The organism is Desulfovibrio intestinalis (assembly GCF_014202345.1).
GTDB classification, from domain to species: Bacteria; Desulfobacterota; Desulfovibrionia; order Desulfovibrionales; family Desulfovibrionaceae; genus Desulfovibrio; species Desulfovibrio intestinalis.
In genome coordinates, this window is the sequence record NZ_JACHGO010000003.1 from 34,092 (window position 1) to 53,140 (window position 19,049).

General features: G+C 51.6%; 15 protein-coding genes and 1 tRNA gene. 5 read left to right on the forward strand and 11 right to left on the reverse strand.

Annotated elements, in window-relative coordinates; all coding sequences use genetic code 11:
- Positions 1-383: 383 nt before the first annotated feature.
- Together cooS and HNQ38_RS05400 are read left to right on the forward strand one after the other, a co-directional pair.
- Positions 384-2,279, forward strand: coding sequence for an anaerobic carbon-monoxide dehydrogenase catalytic subunit (gene cooS / locus HNQ38_RS05395; RefSeq protein ID WP_183718409.1), 1,896 nt, complete (start codon positions 384-386; stop codon positions 2,277-2,279).
- Between the two features lie 264 nt (positions 2,280-2,543).
- Positions 2,544-3,344: an ATP-binding protein gene (locus HNQ38_RS05400; RefSeq protein WP_183718410.1), complete on the forward strand. Its 801-nt coding sequence runs from the start codon at positions 2,544-2,546 to the stop codon at positions 3,342-3,344.
- Positions 3,345-3,651: 307 nt separating this feature from the next.
- Here HNQ38_RS05400 and cueO read toward each other — a convergent pair whose 3' ends face one another.
- The 3 genes from cueO to HNQ38_RS05415 form a co-directional block, all read right to left on the reverse strand.
- Positions 3,652-5,373, reverse strand: a complete 1,722-nt coding sequence (gene cueO, locus HNQ38_RS05405) for a multicopper oxidase CueO (RefSeq protein WP_183718411.1) — start codon at positions 5,371-5,373, stop codon at positions 3,652-3,654.
- Positions 5,374-5,754: 381 nt separating this feature from the next.
- Positions 5,755-6,072, reverse strand: a complete 318-nt coding sequence (locus HNQ38_RS05410; protein WP_183718412.1) for a helix-turn-helix domain-containing protein — start codon at positions 6,070-6,072, stop codon at positions 5,755-5,757.
- 28 nt (positions 6,073-6,100) lie between these two features.
- Positions 6,101-6,376 carry a helix-turn-helix domain-containing protein gene (locus HNQ38_RS05415; RefSeq protein WP_183718413.1) on the reverse strand — a complete coding sequence of 92 codons (276 nt, stop codon included), beginning with the start codon at positions 6,374-6,376 and terminating at the stop codon, positions 6,101-6,103.
- A 142-nt stretch (positions 6,377-6,518) separates the two neighbouring features.
- On the opposite strand from HNQ38_RS05415, the gene HNQ38_RS05420 reads away from it, so the two are divergent.
- On the forward strand, positions 6,519-6,875 hold the full coding sequence (locus HNQ38_RS05420; protein ID WP_183718414.1) for a helix-turn-helix domain-containing protein: 357 nt from the start codon (positions 6,519-6,521) through the stop codon (positions 6,873-6,875).
- 735 nt (positions 6,876-7,610) lie between these two features.
- Here the strand turns inward: HNQ38_RS05420 and HNQ38_RS05425 are convergent.
- On the reverse strand, positions 7,611-11,408 hold the full coding sequence (locus tag HNQ38_RS05425) for a hypothetical protein (protein WP_183718415.1): 3,798 nt from the start codon (positions 11,406-11,408) through the stop codon (positions 7,611-7,613).
- A 545-nt stretch (positions 11,409-11,953) separates the two neighbouring features.
- Between HNQ38_RS05425 and HNQ38_RS05430 the strand changes: the two genes are divergently transcribed.
- Both HNQ38_RS05430 and HNQ38_RS05435 read left to right on the forward strand, forming a co-directional pair.
- On the forward strand, positions 11,954-12,265 hold the full coding sequence (locus tag HNQ38_RS05430) for a helix-turn-helix domain-containing protein (protein WP_183718416.1): 312 nt from the start codon (positions 11,954-11,956) through the stop codon (positions 12,263-12,265).
- Positions 12,255-13,406 carry a type II toxin-antitoxin system HipA family toxin gene (locus HNQ38_RS05435; protein WP_183718417.1) on the forward strand — a complete coding sequence of 384 codons (1,152 nt, stop codon included), beginning with the start codon at positions 12,255-12,257 and terminating at the stop codon, positions 13,404-13,406. Before HNQ38_RS05430 ends, HNQ38_RS05435 begins: the two co-directional genes overlap by 11 nt.
- Positions 13,407-13,837: 431 nt before the next feature.
- Here HNQ38_RS05435 and HNQ38_RS05440 read toward each other — a convergent pair whose 3' ends face one another.
- From HNQ38_RS05440 to HNQ38_RS05470, 7 genes are all read right to left on the reverse strand, one after another.
- Entirely contained in the window at positions 13,838-14,824 is a 987-nt protein-coding gene (locus HNQ38_RS05440) for a relaxase/mobilization nuclease domain-containing protein (protein WP_183718418.1), read from the reverse strand.
- Positions 14,821-15,228, reverse strand: a complete 408-nt coding sequence (locus HNQ38_RS05445; RefSeq protein ID WP_183718419.1) for a plasmid mobilization protein — start codon at positions 15,226-15,228, stop codon at positions 14,821-14,823. Before HNQ38_RS05445 ends, HNQ38_RS05440 begins: the two co-directional genes overlap by 4 nt.
- A 195-nt stretch (positions 15,229-15,423) precedes the next feature.
- Positions 15,424-16,293: an AAA family ATPase gene (locus HNQ38_RS05450; RefSeq protein ID WP_246388011.1), complete on the reverse strand. Its 870-nt coding sequence runs from the start codon at positions 16,291-16,293 to the stop codon at positions 15,424-15,426.
- Between the two features lie 56 nt (positions 16,294-16,349).
- Complete coding sequence (locus HNQ38_RS05455) at positions 16,350-16,580, reverse strand: helix-turn-helix transcriptional regulator (protein ID WP_183718421.1); 231 nt, start codon at positions 16,578-16,580, stop codon at positions 16,350-16,352.
- A 124-nt stretch (positions 16,581-16,704) separates the two neighbouring features.
- On the reverse strand, positions 16,705-17,508 hold the full coding sequence (locus HNQ38_RS05460) for a hypothetical protein (protein WP_183718422.1): 804 nt from the start codon (positions 17,506-17,508) through the stop codon (positions 16,705-16,707).
- Positions 17,509-17,510: 2 nt separating this feature from the next.
- Positions 17,511-18,692, reverse strand: coding sequence for a tyrosine-type recombinase/integrase (locus tag HNQ38_RS05465; protein ID WP_183718423.1), 1,182 nt, complete (start codon positions 18,690-18,692; stop codon positions 17,511-17,513).
- 191 nt (positions 18,693-18,883) lie between these two features.
- A tRNA-Ser gene (locus tag HNQ38_RS05470) sits at positions 18,884-18,977 on the reverse strand.
- Positions 18,978-19,049 lie beyond the last annotated feature (72 nt).

Below are 19,049 nucleotides of genomic sequence, written 5' to 3' on the forward strand. Positions count from 1 at the left end.
GGCGGAAGAGTCCACTCCTGCTTCAAAAAAGATCGCGCCTTGACAAACGAAACAACTGCGCGGTTCCAAAAGGTTCTTTGGTCAGTGCTTCCTTGAGTCTTCCCGGCCCTGAACGTATCAGCCTGCCCGGCGGCCGTGAACCCGGAAAACCGACATGCCGCCGCGTATGTTTTACCGCCTGGGTTTCAGATCCGCAGCCCTGCGCCAGCCGGATCATTTTTTGCCTTTGCTGCGGCGCGCCGCACCGCCCCCACTGAAACGGACCGATCCTTTTGTCGTGTAGCTGACAGACGAATTCCCTGTATAATGCTATGTTGGTATCAAAGGCATGCAATTGCGTGCCCTGCCTGACGGCAGCAACACTCAGCGTGAGCGAGGACGTTATGAAAGACAAGCTGACTGACATTACCGAAATGTCTATTTGGGAAGACGCCCAGCGCATGCTTGAAAAGGCGCGCAAAGACGGCGTTGAAACCGCATGGGACAGGTTGGCGCAGCAGACGCCGCACTGCCGTTTTTGTGAACTCGGCACAACCTGCCGCAACTGCGTCATGGGGCCGTGCCGCATCAGCGCCAAGGCCGAACCCGGTGGCAAGCTTTCACGCGGGGTATGCGGGGCAGATGCGGACGTTATTGTGGCGCGCAACTTCGGGCGCTTTATTGCTGGCGGTTCTGCCGGGCATTCCGATCATGGCCGGGACGTTATCGAAACCCTTGAAGCGGTGGTGGAAGGTCATGCCGCCAATTACCAGATTCGTGATGCCGCCAAACTGACGCGCATCGCGGCTGAACTGGGCATCGCCGTTGAAGGTCGGGCCATAATTGACGTGGCCGCCGATGTGGTGGACGCCTGTTACAGCGACTTTGGCAGCAGACGCAAAGCAGTGAACTTTGTGTCGCGTGTTCCTGCCAAGCGTAAGGAAGTATGGGATAAGCTGGGTATTACACCGCGCGGCGTTGACCGTGAAATTGCCGAAATGATGCACCGCACCCATATGGGCTGCGACAACGACGCACCCAACACAATGCTGCACGCGGCCCGTTGCGCCCTGTCTGACGGATGGGCCGGATCAATGATCGCCACAGAACTGTGCGACATTCTTTTCGGCACTCCTACCCCGCGCAAGTCCACTGTGAACCTGGGCGTCATCAAAAAGGAAACCGTCAACATACTGGTACACGGGCATAATCCCGTGGTTTCCGAAATGATACTTATGGCCGCCCGTGAGCCGGAAATGATCGCACTGGCCAAAAAGGCCGGGGCCGAGGGCATCACCGTGGCCGGGCTGTGCTGTACTGGCAACGAATTGCTCATGCGTCAGGGTATCCCGATGGCGGGCAACCACCTCATGACCGAGCTGGCCATTGTAACAGGCGCGGTAGAAGCTGTGGTGGTGGACTATCAGTGCATTATGCCGAGTCTTGTGCAGATTTCGGCCTGCTACCATACCCGTTTCATCGACACTGCCGCCAAGGCCCGTTTTACCGGGGCCATTCACATGAATTTTACGCCTGAAAATGCACGCGAAGAAGCGCACAAAATCCTGCATATGGCTATTGAAGCCTTTGCCGAGCGCGACCCTGGCCGGGTGGACATTCCCGTGGAGCCAGTGGACATCATGACCGGATTTTCCAACGAGGCCATTCTTGAGGCACTGGGCGGTTCGCTTGAACCTCTGCTGGACGCCGTCAAGGCGGGAACCGTGCGCGGTTTCGCGGCGGTGGTGGGCTGCAACAATCCCAAGATCAAGCAGGACTCGGCCAATGTTGGCATCATCAAGGAACTCATCAAGAATGACATTATGGTGCTTGTTACGGGCTGCGTGACGACGGCTGCGGGCAAGGCCGGGCTGCTGATGCCCGAAGGGGCGGAAATGGCCGGGCCGGGGCTGCGCAACCTGTGCGGCGCGCTGGGCATACCGCCCGTGCTGCATATGGGCAGTTGTGTGGATAACGCCCGCATCTTGCAATTGTGCGCGCTGATCGCCAACAGCCTTGGCGTGGATATTTCTGATCTGCCTGTGGTGGCCTCCGCGCCGGAATGGTATTCGGAAAAAGCCGCGGCCATTGGTCTGTATGCCGTTGCCAGCGGCGTGTACACGCACCTTGGCCTGCCGCCCAATATTCTGGGCTCGCAGGTGGTGACGGATATTGCCCTTAACGGTCTGGAAGATCTGGTGGGCGCATCCTTTGTGGTGGAACCTGACCCGGTGAAAGCGGCGGAGCTGCTGAACCAGCGCGTCACAAGCAAGCGCAAGGCCCTTGGCCTGAACGCGTAATACAATATGGCATTGTGCCGTAGCGGCGAAGGCTTTAAGGAGCACTGATTAAAAAGCCTCCTGGAAACGCGCAGTTGTTTCGTTTGGCAAGGCGCAATCTTTTTTGAAGCAGAAGTGGACTCTTTCGTCCTCGACTGTTTCAAAAAAGTGAAGCAACGCTGCCAAATGGAATAAAACAGCGTTTCCCTAAGCTTTCGCCGCGCGGCACGAATGCTTTCACGATCCGCCAGGGTAATTTAACGCCACGTTGTTTCAGGAGTTGTTATGAAGATTGCTGTTTCCGGCAAGGGGGGCGTGGGCAAAACCACCATGACGGCCTGGCTTGGCGACTACCTTGCGCGCCAGGGGCATAACGTGTGGCTGGTGGATGCGGATACGGCTTTGTCGCTGGGGCAGGCTTGCGGGTTGAGCGCGGCAGAAATGCCCATTGCCCTGAGCCAGCGGCCCGAACTTGTTCAGGAGCGCATACGGCCAGCGGGGCAGGGCGGCATGATGATGCTGAACCCGCATGTCAGCGATTTGCCCGAAATTCTTTCAGCTCCGTTGGAGGTTTGCGGGCCGCCGCTGGGCGACAAGCCTGTGGGCGAAAAGCGCCTGCTGGTTATGGGGGCGGTAACTTCGGCCAATGGCGGCTGCGCCTGTGAAGCCAGCGCGTTGCTCAAGGCCCTGCTGGCGCATCTGGTGCTGGAGCGGAACGACTGGGTGCTGGTAGATATGGAAGCCGGGGTGGAGCATCTTGGTCGGGGCACTGTGGCGCATGTGGATCACCTGCTTGTGGTTTCGGAACCAAGCATGCGTTCGCTGCAAACAGCGGAGCAGGTGTCGCGCATGGCTGCTGATCTGGGCCTGAAAAAACAGACTCTGATCTTGAACCGTGCCACCGCAGAGCAGGCCGCGAACCTTCCCGCTCTGGAGCATTTGCCTGAACGCCGTGTCGCTTTGCCCGTGGTAGATCAGTTAAGTGCAAAACAGCTGCACTCCGCCAGTGTGTTGGGGCTGGACCAAGACGCGCAGAACAGGCTGGACGATTTTATGGCAGATTTGCTGCGCCAGCTTGAGCAGTAGGGCGAGCTTCTAGGGCACGTGTGCCGCAGGCCCTCTTCTACTGGTGGGCTGTGTAGCTTCAGGTTTCTGTCAAAGTTTGTGGCTGAGGGGAAGTTTCGAATAACAAGAGGGAGGCTGTAGCCTCCCTCTTGTTTTATGCGCTGCAATGCGGCGTTACCCGCGCAGGTGCTGCAATCTGCTGCGTTAGGGTGTTTTGCACATGAAGTAGCCTCGTTACGGGAGCAAAGCTCACCTACGCCTATTTTTCCGCAAGGATTTGTAGGTAAATCCTTGCAGAGCAATTGACTCATTTTATTTGTAAATTGCTCTATCCGCTCACCGTGAATGCCAGCATCATACCGGTGTCTTCATGCTCCAGCAAATGACAATGGGCCATGTAGGCGTGTTCCTTTGGGGCCAGGTGGTCAAAGCGCACCAGCACCTCGCTTACCTTGCCCTCAACGCGGACAATATCCTTGAATCCACTGCGATGCTTTTGCGGCGGCGCTCCATCCTCTGACAAAATGCGGAACTGCGTGCCGTGAATATGGAAGGGGTGCAGCATCATGTCGCCGACGCCAGAGATAATCCACCGCTCGTACTGGCCCTTTTTGGCATCGAACATGGGCTTGTTCATCATGAAGGCCTGCCCGTTGATGTAATTGCTGCGCCAGAGGTCAAACTGGCCCGGAGCCTGCTGTGGCGCGTCCATAGTCATTGCGCCGTGGTCCATTCCCTGATTGGGCATGTCGGACATGGAGTGGCCCATAGCAGCATTCTGGCTTTGGCCCATGTTGTGGTTCATGCCCTGATTCATATTGTGGCCCATGTCCTGCCCGGCGGAGGACATGTCCATTGATCCGTGCCCCGCATGCGGATCGGAGGCTGCCGTTGCCCCGCTGTGCATATCCATGCTCATTCCGGCCATTGCCGCGTGACCGTAGCGCTGCATCAACTGCTCCATGCCCCGCTGGTCGAGTATGGGATTCATAGAGAGTTTCAGCGTTCTGACGGGCAGCCCGTCAAGTTTCGGCAGGGGCGGCAGGGCGGCAAGCTGGTCTGGCAGCACCGTATTTCCCTTGCTTTCAGTGGGTTGTATGCGCAGCACGGGCAGGGGGCGGTCAAACGGCGGCAGGGTCATACCCATTTGCTTGACGGGCAGGGTTACGAGGTCAAAGGCCTTGCCGTCGCGCAAGTCAACAAGCACCTCAAAGCGTTCGCCCATAAGGATGGGCAGTTCCGTCAGCTTTACGGGCTCTGCAAGAAAGCCCCCGTCGCTGGCAATGACGTACAAGGGGCGGCTATCACTGGCAGCCAGCCGCATGGATCGGGCATTGCTGCCATTGAGCAGCCGCAGGCGCAGCCAGCCGCGCGGGGCGGCGTGTTGCGGGTATGGGCTGCCGTTGGTCAGCATAAGGTCGCCAAACCAGCCCACGGCAGCGCTGATGTCGTCCATCGTGTAGTCGATCTGCCCGGCTGCGTTCAGGCGCTTGTCCTGCAGGATAACCGGGATGTCATCCACACCCCAGGTTTTGGGCAGGGGCAGGCGCTGGCTTTCGTCGTCGCTGATGAGTATCAGGCCAGCAAGGCCCATAGCCACCTGACGGCCCGTTTTTGCGTGCGGATGCGGATGAAGCCAGCAGGTCGCCGCTGGCTGGTCGATGACAAGCTCCGGTTTCCATATTCCGCCGGGGGCAATGGACGACTGCGGCCCGCCATCGACAATGCCGGGAATTTCGAGGCCGTGCCAATGCACAACGGTGCTTTCGTTCAGGGCGTTTTCCACTTCCATCTGTACTTTTTGCCCGCGCTGCAACGACAGGGCCGGGCCGAGCAACGGGCCGTTATAGCCCCAGGTTGCCGTGGGGTGATGCCCCCATTGGCTTTGGCCTTGCTGTATCTTCAGGCGAATGCGGCCATTGGCGTCTGGCCGCAACAGGGGCGGGATGGGCAGTGAGGGCTGGGCGGCGGCAAAGGCGCTGTGCCCGAAGGGCAGCATGCTGCTGACGCCCAATATACTGAGGAGTTTGATAAGATCGCGGCGCGTCATGATCTGCCTCCTGGCTGAGATGTGAATCGGGTAAAGAGGAGCCTCTTTCTGGTGAGGATGTAACGTGAATGCCTGCTGCGTCGTTGTGGTGCAGCGATGCTTATGGACACATTAGCACCAAGGTGCTGACAATGCCATATGGGGGCAGGGAGTAATGGTGTGGGCGAGGGCAGGTTAAAAGCTGACAGCGATCTGCCGATACTGGAGGAATGACAGCGCATTGGTATTGGAGGATGCGCAAGATTTTGCCGTTAAACTTGGGCCTGCATGAAAAGAAGTATGTAGCTTTACGGCGAGATTTGAGGGGGCGTGGGGCTTAAGCTGCCTGGCGAGATGAAGACTGGCTGCTCATTACTGGCACAATATCAATTTTGTATTTTATCAGTCGGACACGGCTTTGTTTTTTTGTGGCCGCCCAATCTTTTTTGCGGGTAAGTTTTCAACGATTGAATCGGGAAATTTACCAGTGTGCATAGCGTGTTCAAGCTCACCAATCAAAACCATTGGCGAGACTTCCATTGCGTTTGCCATATGGAAAAGTGTGGAGATCTTGGCCTCGTGGTGACCATTTTCCACACCTTGAATGAATCGTCGGCCAACACCTGCGGCATCAGCCAGTTGATATTGGGTCAGCCCCTTGCGAAGGCGTGCTGACTTGATAATAGCCCCAAAGCTTTGACATAAAAAGTCTTGTTCCATTATTTCATTAGACTCTGGAAATTATTGTTTATTTTATCTTTACATGTATCTTTCTGCCGAGTTCTTTTGCAGCATTTTCAAGCATGGCATTGACCAGTTCACCGGGGCTTACTTGCAGGGCATCCGCAATCTGAACCAGCCTATCAAGGTTGGGAACGCTTCGCCCACCTTCAAGCGCAGAAATGAATCCTTTGCTGACACCTATACTGTCAGCAAGTTCTTGTTGAGATAGCCCTGCGTTGTCTCTGTAGCGCCTCAATACGTCAGGCATAAAGCGACGGGTAATTTTTTCATCATCTTCCATATTGCCATTTTAGCTCTAGATTTTTTTCAATCGAGTAGTTATAAATACTCGATGTAAAGCTATAGCTACTCGCAAACCTCAAAATTTGACCAGATTTGTAGATGCGAGGTTGGAGCGAACAATTTTCCTCTTGGCTGGCAGAATGAAGATGCAAAAAATCAATGACGTAACATTCAATGAAATTATGATGCGGATTCAAAGTGTTACAAATACAAAAACACAAGTAGAACTGGCAAAATTTCTAGGTATTCGTCAATCGTCTATTTCCGACGCCAAAAAAAGACGAGCTATTCCCGCGGAATGGCTCATCAAGCTATTAAAACATAAAAGTACTAATCCGGATTGGATATTGCTGGGTGTAGAGCCGATATTCCTTGGCCCGGCCATAGGGGAATCAACCGCACAAATTATTTATCGGACGGAAATAAAACCCCCCAATGAATGTTCCGCTCAAGAGTTGATTACTGAGCTTGTGAGCCGCGCTCTGATTGATCTATAGGGGAGCTTAGACCTTATCCCACTGCGTATACCACTTGAAGTAGTGGTTTCTGATGGGGGCAGATTGTATTTTTTTACGAAATCCCCCGGTGTTAGCTATCCCACTGAACTGTGCGGGGCTCTGCTGGCCTTGGAGGGGAATGTCCGTTGCGTACTAGGCAGCGGATTGCAAACTATTGCAGGGGGATTGCACAAGAACAGGTTTTAACATGGGCACAATGTGCCTAAATTTTTGTACTTTCTGAAAAAAGCGTGAACATCTGTCTCGCATTAATTATCGGATCATTTTTTATTGGATCACGAATGGAATCACGAATTGCCCTTAGGCACACCATAAATTTGAACATAAAAAAGAGCTGATTACGAAAGTAGTCAGCTCTTTTTATTTACTTGTGGCGGAGAGGGTGGGATCTAAAATATCTTTTAACATTCTGTAATAAAACAATAAATTTTTAATTTAAAAAAATAATATCCGGTTTTATGTCCAAAAAAAATCAACTTAAAATTTTGTGTAGTAGCCACACCTAGAAGTGGGTTCATTTCTTCGAACCAGCCAACGGCAAAAAAAATCGATACGACTATGCCATTGATTACCTATTCAGGATATTCACCCCACACATTAACCGTAAAAAATCTCCCAATAGCATAATTAAAATAGTGAGTTTTAGGAAACAGCACGATAAGGCACAAGACGAGCCTGCACATCACATCTTTTGTGATACATTACTAGCCTAATTTACTCGAATCGTTCATCCTCGGCACGTTCACGCGATCGTTCGGCCTCAGCCCGTCTTATGAGGTTCGCATCCCACTCACACGCCCACGACACAACTACTTCGCTCAAATGATTTTTAAGAGGTCTAAGGGCTGAACGCCTCATATCATATGCTTCTGAAAGTGACCCACACCAAGAAATTGAGTCGAAACTTTTTTCCAGCCCAGCAAGCACAATACTTTTATCTGGCGCAGCACTAATTAATTGCAGCGCCTCAGGCGAAATCGCAATGGAAGAACTACTGTCTGCTGAAACAAATAGATCAATCGCTTCTGCCAATTCTGGAAATCGAATTTTGGGTTCCTCATTAGCCCAGTCAATCAAGACTGCTGGTTGAACACGCCTCAATGCAATGCCCTTGTTTTGCCAGAATTCATATAACAGCCGGACACGCTTGTCCCCTTTAGGTGGGATAAATACATCCAAAGCGATCAACGGTGTGGCCTCAAACAACTCTTCTATTATTCGTGAACACTTAGAGAAGGATGTTTGACCGTCAGAAATACTGTGGATCAAATTTAGGCAAATTTTTTGCGCCAATCCTCCCCCCCCTTGACTAGCAAGGCACACTTTTAAAATTTCACAAATATTGCTCACATCGTTCGGGACTACGTCTGTAAAATCATATCTCAAGAGGAGTTCACAGCCACAGCTAATAAACTCTTGAGGCACTGAAAGACTGGCACCTTTCAAAGGGTAAATCCTCATAACCAAAATTTCAATTGCAACTGCACACCCGCTTGGACGGTGTGACAGCTCAATAAGGAACTGTTTCAGCTGTGCATTCGGGATCGAAGCGGTCACCCCTCCGGTGCAAAGATATTTATACCCCCATAGAGGGACGATTCCTAAAGGCAATGATTCAAGCAAACGCTGCCCACCCCGACTACCGATTTCCACCGCGCATTGCAAAAATGGAAACACTTTCCCCAATGCGGGGTCAGATACGGCTGAATCTAAAAAGCTAGACACTATTTTCAACGAACGCTGAGAGGCGCCAATAAGAAATCCCCTTAACACCATTGGAGTTTGAACCAGTTCAGGGGCTGTAGTGAATGCAGTTTTAAGCACTTCCCACATTTCATGGAGATTGGTCGCACCTTGAGCGAGCCCGATTCCAAACGCCACCCCTCGCCCATGGCTGTCTTTCACTAGGTCTGGCAAAAGTTGAGAAAACACGTCTGGAGTTACTGCAACGACTTTGCCTAGCTCCTCAGAAATTGTATCTACCTTGCTAAAACTTGTCTGAAAATCTTTTTTTTCAGCACCAGAAACTACTTCAGAGAACTCAAACGAAGACCATTGAGGCAACAACACACATGCTTTAGATTGCTCCAATAAGTCTTTTGGGCGAAGCAAATTTTCAATACGTTTTATACGTTCCAATACCTCTGGCTGCATTTTAGCCGCAGAATCCTTTATCACTTCACGAACACGCAGCCACCCATCAGGCCAACTTTCGCATTCTATAATTTTTTCAGCAAGTTCCTCTAACTCATTCAGCATTCCCCATTTAGTCAAAATCCCTCGAAAATTCGTTGCCACTAGGGATTTAAGCTGACAAGTACATTTGTGACCTGAAATTATTTTTTGCAATACAAACATGAGTACAGCACGGAACCAGCCAACAGCCTCATGCGTCGTTGGTTCCCACCCGAAGTCACGCGGCCTCGCGCCAAATTCAAAATTACGGGTTGATGAAAAATGATACGGCTCAAGCATGCGCTCCAAAGCCCCGAGCCCGACAGTCTGACTACGAGTATTAGGAGAGCTAAGCAAAGTATCTATGCAGTTAAGCCGCTGCTGCACGCTAGCATGTGTACCTGAGAGGTAAAGCTGAAAAAGCCCATCAAATACTCCACGGGTTGAATTAAATTTCTGCGTCGCTGCCTCTGCGATAACAAATCGGGCAAGCAGAGCAGAAGCCCGTTCAAATAGACCTGCATCAAAAGCGAGATTAGCAATCAAAGCTGCTATTTTATAGCGCCTTTCACTTAGAGGCGTAATGCCCTCAACTCCTCCGGGAATACCCAATGACCGTTCCAACGCTGCCAATGTGGCTTCTGGGTTTACAGGGGCAACATTGCGGAGCATGTCCAGCTCCAGAGGATTCAGTTTGTTCACTTGTCCCAAAAGGCTACCCTCAGATAACCATTGCGTGACAAGGCGTTGCGCGTTTTCACTGTGGTGTAAGTAACCAATTCTACGGGAAAATGATTTCAACAGACGCTCAGGACCTTCGAACACTAGGGCGTCTGAAATCACACTTAGCATTGTTCGCTCTAAAGCGCGTTGTGCGAGCTTGTTTGCTAAGGCATGGGGTAACACTGCGCGCCATTTGCTTCTTTGCTGAACCAATTCGCGTTCTTTAAGTTCTTGAACATTCCGAAAAAGCTCAGGTACGGAAAGCTCGGCCAGTTTGGCTAAAATGGGCAATTCGGCCTCTTGCCCTTCTGCCACTTCACCATTAAATGAATAGACGAGGGAGCATACTTCCGCAGCACGAAGCAGATCAGAATTTTCTGAACGGCGTTGTCGGAATAAACGCGAAAACAGGTCGTTGTCTGAAAGTTTTGCAACACTTTCACTACGATCAATAGATTTCGCCAAAACAAGAGCGATGCGAAAGTTCCCGCCTGAAAATTCAGAAATTCTGCGACGATTGACTTGAGAGATGTGTGGCGCAACTTTTTCAATAATGTTCTCAATAACATCTCCAGAAGCACCCTCAAGCCGAAAGACCTCCGTCCCCTCTGGTTCATCCTCACCAACATCATATTCTACAGTAAGAAGACTTACGGAGCTTAATGCGGACGCGCTAATTTTTGCCAACTCATGGTGTGTGCTTGGTGGACAGTTATCAACCACAATAATCGCCCGTTGAGCCGATTGGGCGAAACGATGAATCATATCCCGAGGCGAAGGTGAAGGCTCGGCTGCAATATCCGTGTAGACAACTACCGCAGGATCAAGAGCCTTTTCTCCAACGCTTGAATCGAACAAGGCTTCAACAAAACGCGTTTTTCCAACACCAGATAATCCGATAAGGCGCACAATGCCTTTGGGATTGACAAGTACTTCTCGAAGACGGTTAACCCCTTTCTCTACAGTTAGCTTCCCCCCCTTTGGGTCTTGTGCATCATACAATCTGCATTTTTCATCGAGCATATACTTCGTGCCGATTTGCTCGCTTCGCCCAGACCAATTGCCGTAACCTTGCCACCCTGAAGTACTTTTACCTAATTGCGTTTGCACCCAGAGCGAAACACCCGGATACTGCCTTACCCAAGTAGCAAGACGATCTCTATCGTAAAAATCTAAGTGAATTGGGGGCAAATCAGGAACTCCCCCAACAGTCTCTTGCATGGCGAGAACACGATTCTGAAGCGGCCTATCGGCTGTTGATCCATGGGAACTAACAATAACGTATGCTCCCTGTTTGTGAGCTAATTCCTGAATGACTGGCCGCAAATTTCCGTCTGGAGCCATTTCTTCTAAGATTGCGCTGCGAGGCATGTCAGGCACTTTTACCTGAAATCCCGTATTGGACCTAGGAATAAAATCCGTTTGTTTATCCTGTTCATTTAATGCAATGCGTACATCTAAGCCGCCATCTGGAGCGTTTTGATCGCCACCAGCAGTTAATGCAGACACCGGCAGATCAACACGCCTGAGTTCTGCCTCGCAAAGTTTGACGACTAATGTTCGAAGGTCAACGTCATTAAGATTTGAAATATCCTCGCCAGTGACTTCAAACATATTGCTTCTGCCTATCTATAGAAGAGAATGAAAAACACTAAACGACAGCACTAGCCCGCTGCAACGCGCTGTAAAGAACTATCCTTTCCATATCCGTGCGCTTCTAGGCATCCATCAAATCCGCCTCGTACTGAGCCTGCAAGTTGACCCACATGACCTTACCCCACTGCGTATTCCACTTGTAAGTTAGTAGTTCCCAATGGGTTGCAGGTTATACCAGCCCAAGGAACTATGTGGTCGTCACGAATACGCTAAACGTATTCGTTAAACAAAAATATGCCCGATTGGGCTTGCTGTCGATATTGACTAGACGAGGAAAGATGATGTTTACGCCTTCCTCGCCGTTTTCCGGGCACTGTTCCATACGCGCCCGTTGTTGATTCAAAACCTCAACAGGTTATTCCTTTTCTTGGTGAGCTGCGGCCCCGATCTTGCTCGGCGGGGCTGGTGTTGACGTTATAGCGCGAGTTCGCCCCCCCCCGTCAACCAATTGCTATCATCTTATATTTTAGCTATTATACTAAAAAATCAAGTTAAGAGCTATTATGTTAGACGATATTTTAAAAACTCCGCAGGAAGTCCGTCTCGGCATCGCTGCTAAGGCGCAGGCCAAACGTCTTGCTCTCAATATGAGCCAGAAAGATTTGGCGGCCCGCAGCGGCGTTTCCCTTGGCTCTGTGAAGCGCTTTGAAACAACAGGGGAAATCTCCCTCGCGTCCCTGCTGGCTATCGCGCTGATTCTTAACGATCTTGAAGCCTTTTCCGGCTTGTTCAACCCGTCGCGCACAGAAAACCTGTTCAAGCCGCAATCTCCAGCACCCCGCAAGCGGGCAGGGAGAAAACGCCATGAATCTTGACGTGCATCTGCATGCATACGGCGTACGGCGCCATGTGGGAAAGCTCGCCGCGCACAGCAACACCATTCTGTTTCAGTACGCGCCAGAATTTCTTGATTCGGGCATCAACATTTCGCCGTTCAGGCTTCCGCTCAGCCCAGAGGTCAAGGAAGACCCCAAGCGCACCTTTGACGGCCTGTTCGGCGTATTCAACGACAGCCTGCCCGATGGATGGGGGCTGCTTTTGCTGGACAGGGCATTACGAAAAAAAGGCTCATCGCTTCATGCCTGCCTGCCCTTGCAGCGCCTTGCCATGGTGGGTGCCCACGGCATGGGCGCGCTGGAGTACACCCCGGCGGCGGAACAGGCAGAAGAAGCGGTTTCTGTGGCGGAACTTGATGCCCTGGCAGAGGATTCTCTGCGGATTCTGCGCGATGCGCCTGTGGATGCGGGACAACTGGACAAGCTTATTCAGCTCAACGGCTCATCCGCAGGGGCCAGACCCAAAATTCTGGTGAACGTTGCCGATGATTACCGCATTGTGCCGCAGGGGGCGGGGGAACCCCAAGGAACCCCCTGGATCATCAAATTTCGCTCCGCGCACGAACCGCCAAACACCGGGCTGACGGAATACGCATATTCCCTGGCGGCCAGAGAAGCCGGGCTGGATATGCCGAAAACGCACCTGTTTCCGTCGGCAACCTCGCCGGGATATTTCGGCGTCCAACGCTTTGACAGGGTGCATGGTCAAAAGGTGCATGTGCACACCGCCTGCGGCCTGCTGCACGCATCGCACCGCGAACCCTCGCTCACCTATGAAAGCTTGCTGCGCCTGACGCTGCTGCTTACCAAAGACATACGCGAAGTGCTCAAAATGGTGCGGCTCATGGTGTTCAACGTGCGCTCCGGCAACAGGGACGACCATTCCAAGAACTTTTCCTTTCTGCTGAACAAGGAAAACCAGTGGTGCATGGCCCCGGTTTATGACCTTACGCCGTCAGAGGGCATTAACGGGGAGCAGACCTGCATGGTCAACAACAAGGGCAAGGATATAACCGAAAAGGATTTTTTGGCTGCCGCCGCAACTGTGGATGTAGACGCTCGGACTGTGCGCGAAATTATACAGCAGGTGGACGCTGCTTTGGCCGAGATGAAAAAGTAAGGTGCTCAAATGTGCTGGAAGGAGGCCGTCTGAGTGACAAATGGGAAATTCCGCAAGCAGCCTGAAAACTGCTCATAAAGGAAATGCCAGAAAAAATATCCGGCTTGGTATCTGATTTTTACAGCGCGAAAGCAGGCTGCCATGCGGTTACGCATAGCAGCCTGTATTTATTAACCTACTGGGATGATATCCTAAATCCCTACGGCAACACTTAATGACCTAGCCAGCGGAGAAACAAGAACAGAAGCATGAAAGCAATCGCTGTGCATCCAGAAGTTACACTTGCCAGCAACCACGTATCTCCCCGCAATTCCTTGCCGTAACCATCCATTACTGCACGCGATTTATCAAAATATTCCTTTGATGCGATTGCCGCCGCCTCGCACTTTGCCAAGCATTGCTCCATACGCGCCCGGTGCTGATTCAAAACCTCAACGGGATAATCCCTTACTTGGTGAGCTGCGGTTCCGATCTCCCGCGCGGCCTGAGAGGTACTTCTCTGCAATTCTCGTAAAAGCTGAATCAGCTCCTGTGAGTTCTTGATTCGTGCTTCCTCCTGCAAGCTCAGAACCATCAGGCTTGCTTCTATCCTTGTCTGATCTATCTCGCTCGACGGGGATGGTGGCGTTGTCGCTTCCGATGCCCTGCTCATGCTCTTCAATTCGTCTATCTTGCTCATGGAGTAATCCTCTAAGTTGCAATGCGCCCCATGTGTACCCTTTGCCGAGCTTGCTACCCTTGAACGTCACGTCACCAAGCGCAAAGCTGATCCCCGAAACAAATCCGGTGGAGGCTTTATTTAAACGCACGGTCACGCCCTGGGCTGCCAACTGCTGACAAAACGCATTCAACGCATTTTTTTGCGTAAGGGCCGCATCAATTATTTTTTGTAGGTTCATGCGGGTGGAGGCCTCGCCAGTGCGCAGGGCGTGCTCAATCTCCCCTTTCGTAAGGGCTGCCCGCAACGTTTCCCGGCTTGAACGCACCTGCCGAAGAGAAAACCGTTGCTCCAGCTCCCGCATGATTTTTTCTTGTCGCCTGTAGTCGTGCGCGTCACTCACCACTTTTCCATCCAGCGCAATCCTGTTCACCAGAATATGAATGTGTGCGTGCGCCGCGTCTGTATGTCGGCTAATGACATATTGATTGTTTACAAAGCCCATGCCCTGAAGCCACGAATGCGCGGCCTCACACCACTGCTCATCTGACAGGGATTCTTCTGGGTGCAAGCTCAGGCTCACATGGCAAACGGCCTTGGACAGATTCGGCCTCAAAGCGCGAATGGCCCCAAATTCCGCAGCAAGGGCGCGTGGTGTTCGCCCCGCCATATTGGTTTCAAGCAACAGGCTTTTGTGGGGCTGCAAATCGTAGGCTGCCGCCCCACGAAAGCCCTTGCCCTTGATGCACTTGGCTATCAAGGCATTTCCCCTGCCACTGGCGGCGTATTGCCAGCAACCCCCATCAGGGAAGCTTGCAAGCACATGATCTGGCTAAGCAGTTCCCTCAATAGGCCGAAGGGAACAGCCGTTCGCCCCGCATTGGCTGCCTTGGCGATTTGGTTGAGATTTACGCCCAACCGCGCAAGCTCGCCGTAGGCCTTGCGGTTCACCTCTGGCACAGGGGGAAGCGGCATGCGCCTGCTTAAAGCTGCTGTGCGCAACCACTGCGCAGGGCTCATGCCCATATGCCGCGCACGAAGCTGAAGCGCCTCCCACTCTGCCGGATTAACGCGCACCCCGATTGTCATGTGGCGCACCTTTATGGGGTCGCCCTTTGGGCGTCCACTTTTTCGGGGGGCGTGTTTGCGCGACTCAGCAAGCATAGGCGCGCTCCTTTTGCCGTGAAGCGGCAATGTGCTTTGACGCCTCGCAGAGCAAGCCGTTTGAGCGAAGCGAAAACATGGCTTGCTTCAAACCTGCTAATGCTTGGGGGGTGATGCGGTTGATTACTGTCCCGCTGTCCCTGCCCCAGAGAGTGGGACAGTGGGACAGGTGGTGGGGAAGGTTTGCAGGCCGTGTCATTGCTCACCCTCCAAGCGTTTTTTGAGTCGATGCAGAACAGATTTGCTGACGCCCATTTCATCAGCACAATCTCTGAGGCTGAGGCCTTCCGCGAGAAGGCGCTTGAGTTCTTCGGCCTGAACATTTACCAGATCGCTTACATCCCAAAGTAGCCGATTATCCTCACTACGCAGATGCACTTCGAAGGGCAGAGCTTCTTCTCCTACAATGCCCCGCGCTTTGGTCAGATGCACTTCGAATCGCGCTCCTTCTGCCACGTTGTATATTTTAGGGCGTCTAAGGCTGATTACGGTGTCCATAATGTCTTCGCGAGCAGACGTGCCGCGCTGGTCACCTGATTTGCCTGCATGATGCACCAGCAGGACAGCCATGCCGCGCCTTCGCAAGTCCAGTAACCATGTTTGTATGGGCGTCCAAGATTGAGACTCGTTTTCTTTGCCTGTGCGGCAAAGCGTGGCGAGGTTATCCAGAACGAGCATGTTTACTCCAGAGAGAAAAGGTTCAAGAGCCTGTTGCCCGTATGTCGTTGCAAGATCGGGCATAGACCGGGGTTGCATGTCAGGGGTTATGATGGAGAGGTTTTGCAAGGCGCGAGGAGGAGCCGCCATGCCCAGCGAAAGGGCTGCAAGGCGTTCCTGCATTGAGATGGCAGGCATTTCACCGTCCACATAGAGAACATTTCTGGCTTGTGGGGCATGCCAGTTGAATATGGACAGGCCACCTGCAACCGCGAGGGCAATGCCCAATGCCGCAAAAGTTTTGCCGATGCCGCGTGGCGCGAACAGAATTGCAATGCCTTGGGTTGGGATTACAGGGCGCAACAAAAAGTCGCGCTCAGGAAGAGTAATAGCGAGAAAGTCTTCCATATTAATCGCCCGTAGGGGTGGAAGATTGTTCGATTGGTTATGGGCCTGTGAAAGGTTCATGCCGCATCTCCCCCTTCCACGTTGCTGATTAGCGCCCGGATATCTTCAACACGCCATACGGTTGTGCGCGGCCCCAATTTGAGCGGGGCAGGGTAGCGCCCGTTTTTGACGCCTTCCCACCAGCTTGTTTTGCCAATGGGCAGCACTTGGAGAATTTGCGACAAACGAACAAAACCCTCGTCAGGTAGGTAGTGTCGTTGCCTATACAAAAAAGCGACCTTTGCCATAACGGCTCCTACGGTTTACGGGCCGCTATAAAATGAAATCGGCCCATGTTGGAGAACATGGGCCGATGTTGCGTTGTCCTTGGGGAAGACAGTCAAGGGACAAATCGCGCAATTATCAAATTTATCATGCAATTTCTATTTCGCAATACTGATATGCATCTCGCTTTAAGCGTGAATATCGTTTTTCCTTTGATTCTTTTTCAATTTTCGCTCCTGGGCGAGCTGGGATCAATTCACCAATCTCCTCTCTTCGCAAGCTAGGAAAACGTTTCTCGACCTCAATAAAGGTGAGTACTTTTTCAAGTTCATCCTGTGGGTTACATTTTTTTACAAATATTGAAGCTTGATCTTTTGTCGTCAGGTTTTGCGTGCTCATATAAAAATCTAAATCTGTAGGGCGTGTTTCAAGTATTGGTGAAATATGACTATCACTAAATGGCGTGTACAGGTAATGAGCGACATTTGAATATAGTCTGCTGTCTTTATGCATCTCGCTAATAATAGAATTACTGGTGTCTCGTATTTTTAAAACGTGTAGTATTCTTTCCATTATCTCAACGATGTTTTCCTGGGTCGCCAGATAGCAAGATGGTTCTTTTTCAAGAAGACTTCTTGATGCCCGATATGCTTGATTGTCTGATTCAATTTTTTCTACATCAGAAAGTAAGAATACTATTGAACTTGCTGTCTTAATGATATCATCATGATGATCCATATTGAGTTCTTCAATATGAAAAAATGCAACATGTTCTGGAGTGTATGATTTTTCTAATAGCTTATAGGCCGTTAATGATTCAAACGTATTACCAACTGTAATATGATAAGGAATTTTTATGACGGCTTGGCAAGGCCAGCGTAAAATAAGGTCGGCAAAACAGATAAGGTCTTCAGCGCGAACATATTTTTCAAGCGTTGTTAGTGGAATCATTGCTAGGCCTTTTGACAGAGTTGTTCCAAATAATCAGCCCATGCCTGCATCATTTTGCGGCGTTCCGGTAAAAACTCCGCGTGGTTATACGCGGCTCGAATTTTATTGCGCTCACCATGGGCAAGCTGACGCTCAATAGCGTCCCTGTTCCAGCCGAGCTCGTTAAGCAGGGTTGAAGCCATAGCCCTAAAGCCATGCCCACATATTTCTTCCTTGGCGTATCCAATTCGGCGCAACGCCACGTTAATGGTATTGTCGGACATAGGACGGGATGCCGTTCGCACTGAAGGAAAAAGAAAGTTCCCGTCTCCTGTAAGAGGATGCAACTCTTTGAGGATGTCCAAGGCTTGTGTAGAGAGTGGCACAATATGCAGAGAGCGCATTTTTGTTTTATGGGCTGGAATGCGCCATTCAGCAGCCTCCAGATTGAACTCGCACCATTCTGCGTTGCGCAGTTCACCGGGGCGTACAAAAACCAGAGGGGCCAGCCGCAGGGCGCAATATACAACTGCCGAGGCTGAACAGGCATCAATGGCCTGCATGAGTCTGCCAACTTCTTGCGGGTCAGTAATGGTCGGGCGGTGCTGTTTTTTTGGGGTTGCGCAGGCTCCTATGAGGTCGGCGGCAACGTCACGTTCTGCCTTGCCCGTGGCAATGGCATAACGAAAAATCATAGAGCAAAGGCCGCGCACCCGGCGCGTGACCTCAAGCGCTCCTCTGGCCTCAACGCGGCGAAGGCATTCTAAAAGTTCTGGTGCGGATATTTCCCCAATGGGCTTTTGGCCGATGTAAGGGAAAATGTTCATCTCCAGACGCCGCAAGCTCAATTCGGCATGACCTTCCGTCCATTTATTAGCGTTTTTCTGCGCCCATTCACGCGCTACAGACTCAAAGAACTTATCTGGAGCTACGGCTGCTTTCTGTTCGCGCACCTGTGCCACAGGGTCAATACCGTCTTTAATCATGCGCCGTTTTTCATCGCGGCGCGAACGGGCTTCAGCCAGAGATATGAGGGGATATTCACCGATGGAGAGGCGGTTTTCTTTGGAGTCTATCCAGTAACGGAGACGCCAATATTTTTTACCTGAAGGCTTTATTTCCAGATAAAGCCCGTCTGCGTCTTTGAGGGTATAAATTTTCTCGCGGGGTTTGGCTTTTTTTATAGCCATATCGCTTAGGGCCATGGGCGTTTCCTCCTTTTGACCGGACATTTTTTGGACATAGGAAGCGCCAAAATAAAAAATGTCCGGTGCGGTGTCCGGTTTACGCTCGGCTATGAGCGATTTTGACCGGACATCGTCGGACAAAGTAAAACTCCGAATTCGGCTGCTGTCAATGCTTAGCGGACGAATTCGGAGTTCCGTGAATCATCATATGGCGGAGAGGGTGGGATTCGAACCCACGTGCCCCGGTTAAGGGACAACTCGATTTCGAGTCGAGCGCGTTACGGCCAGCTTCGCTACCTCTCCGCAGGTCAGGGGCGTTGAGCCCGTAACCGAAGGCTGTCTATAGCGTATCTTTTTTTGAATAGCAATGCCCAA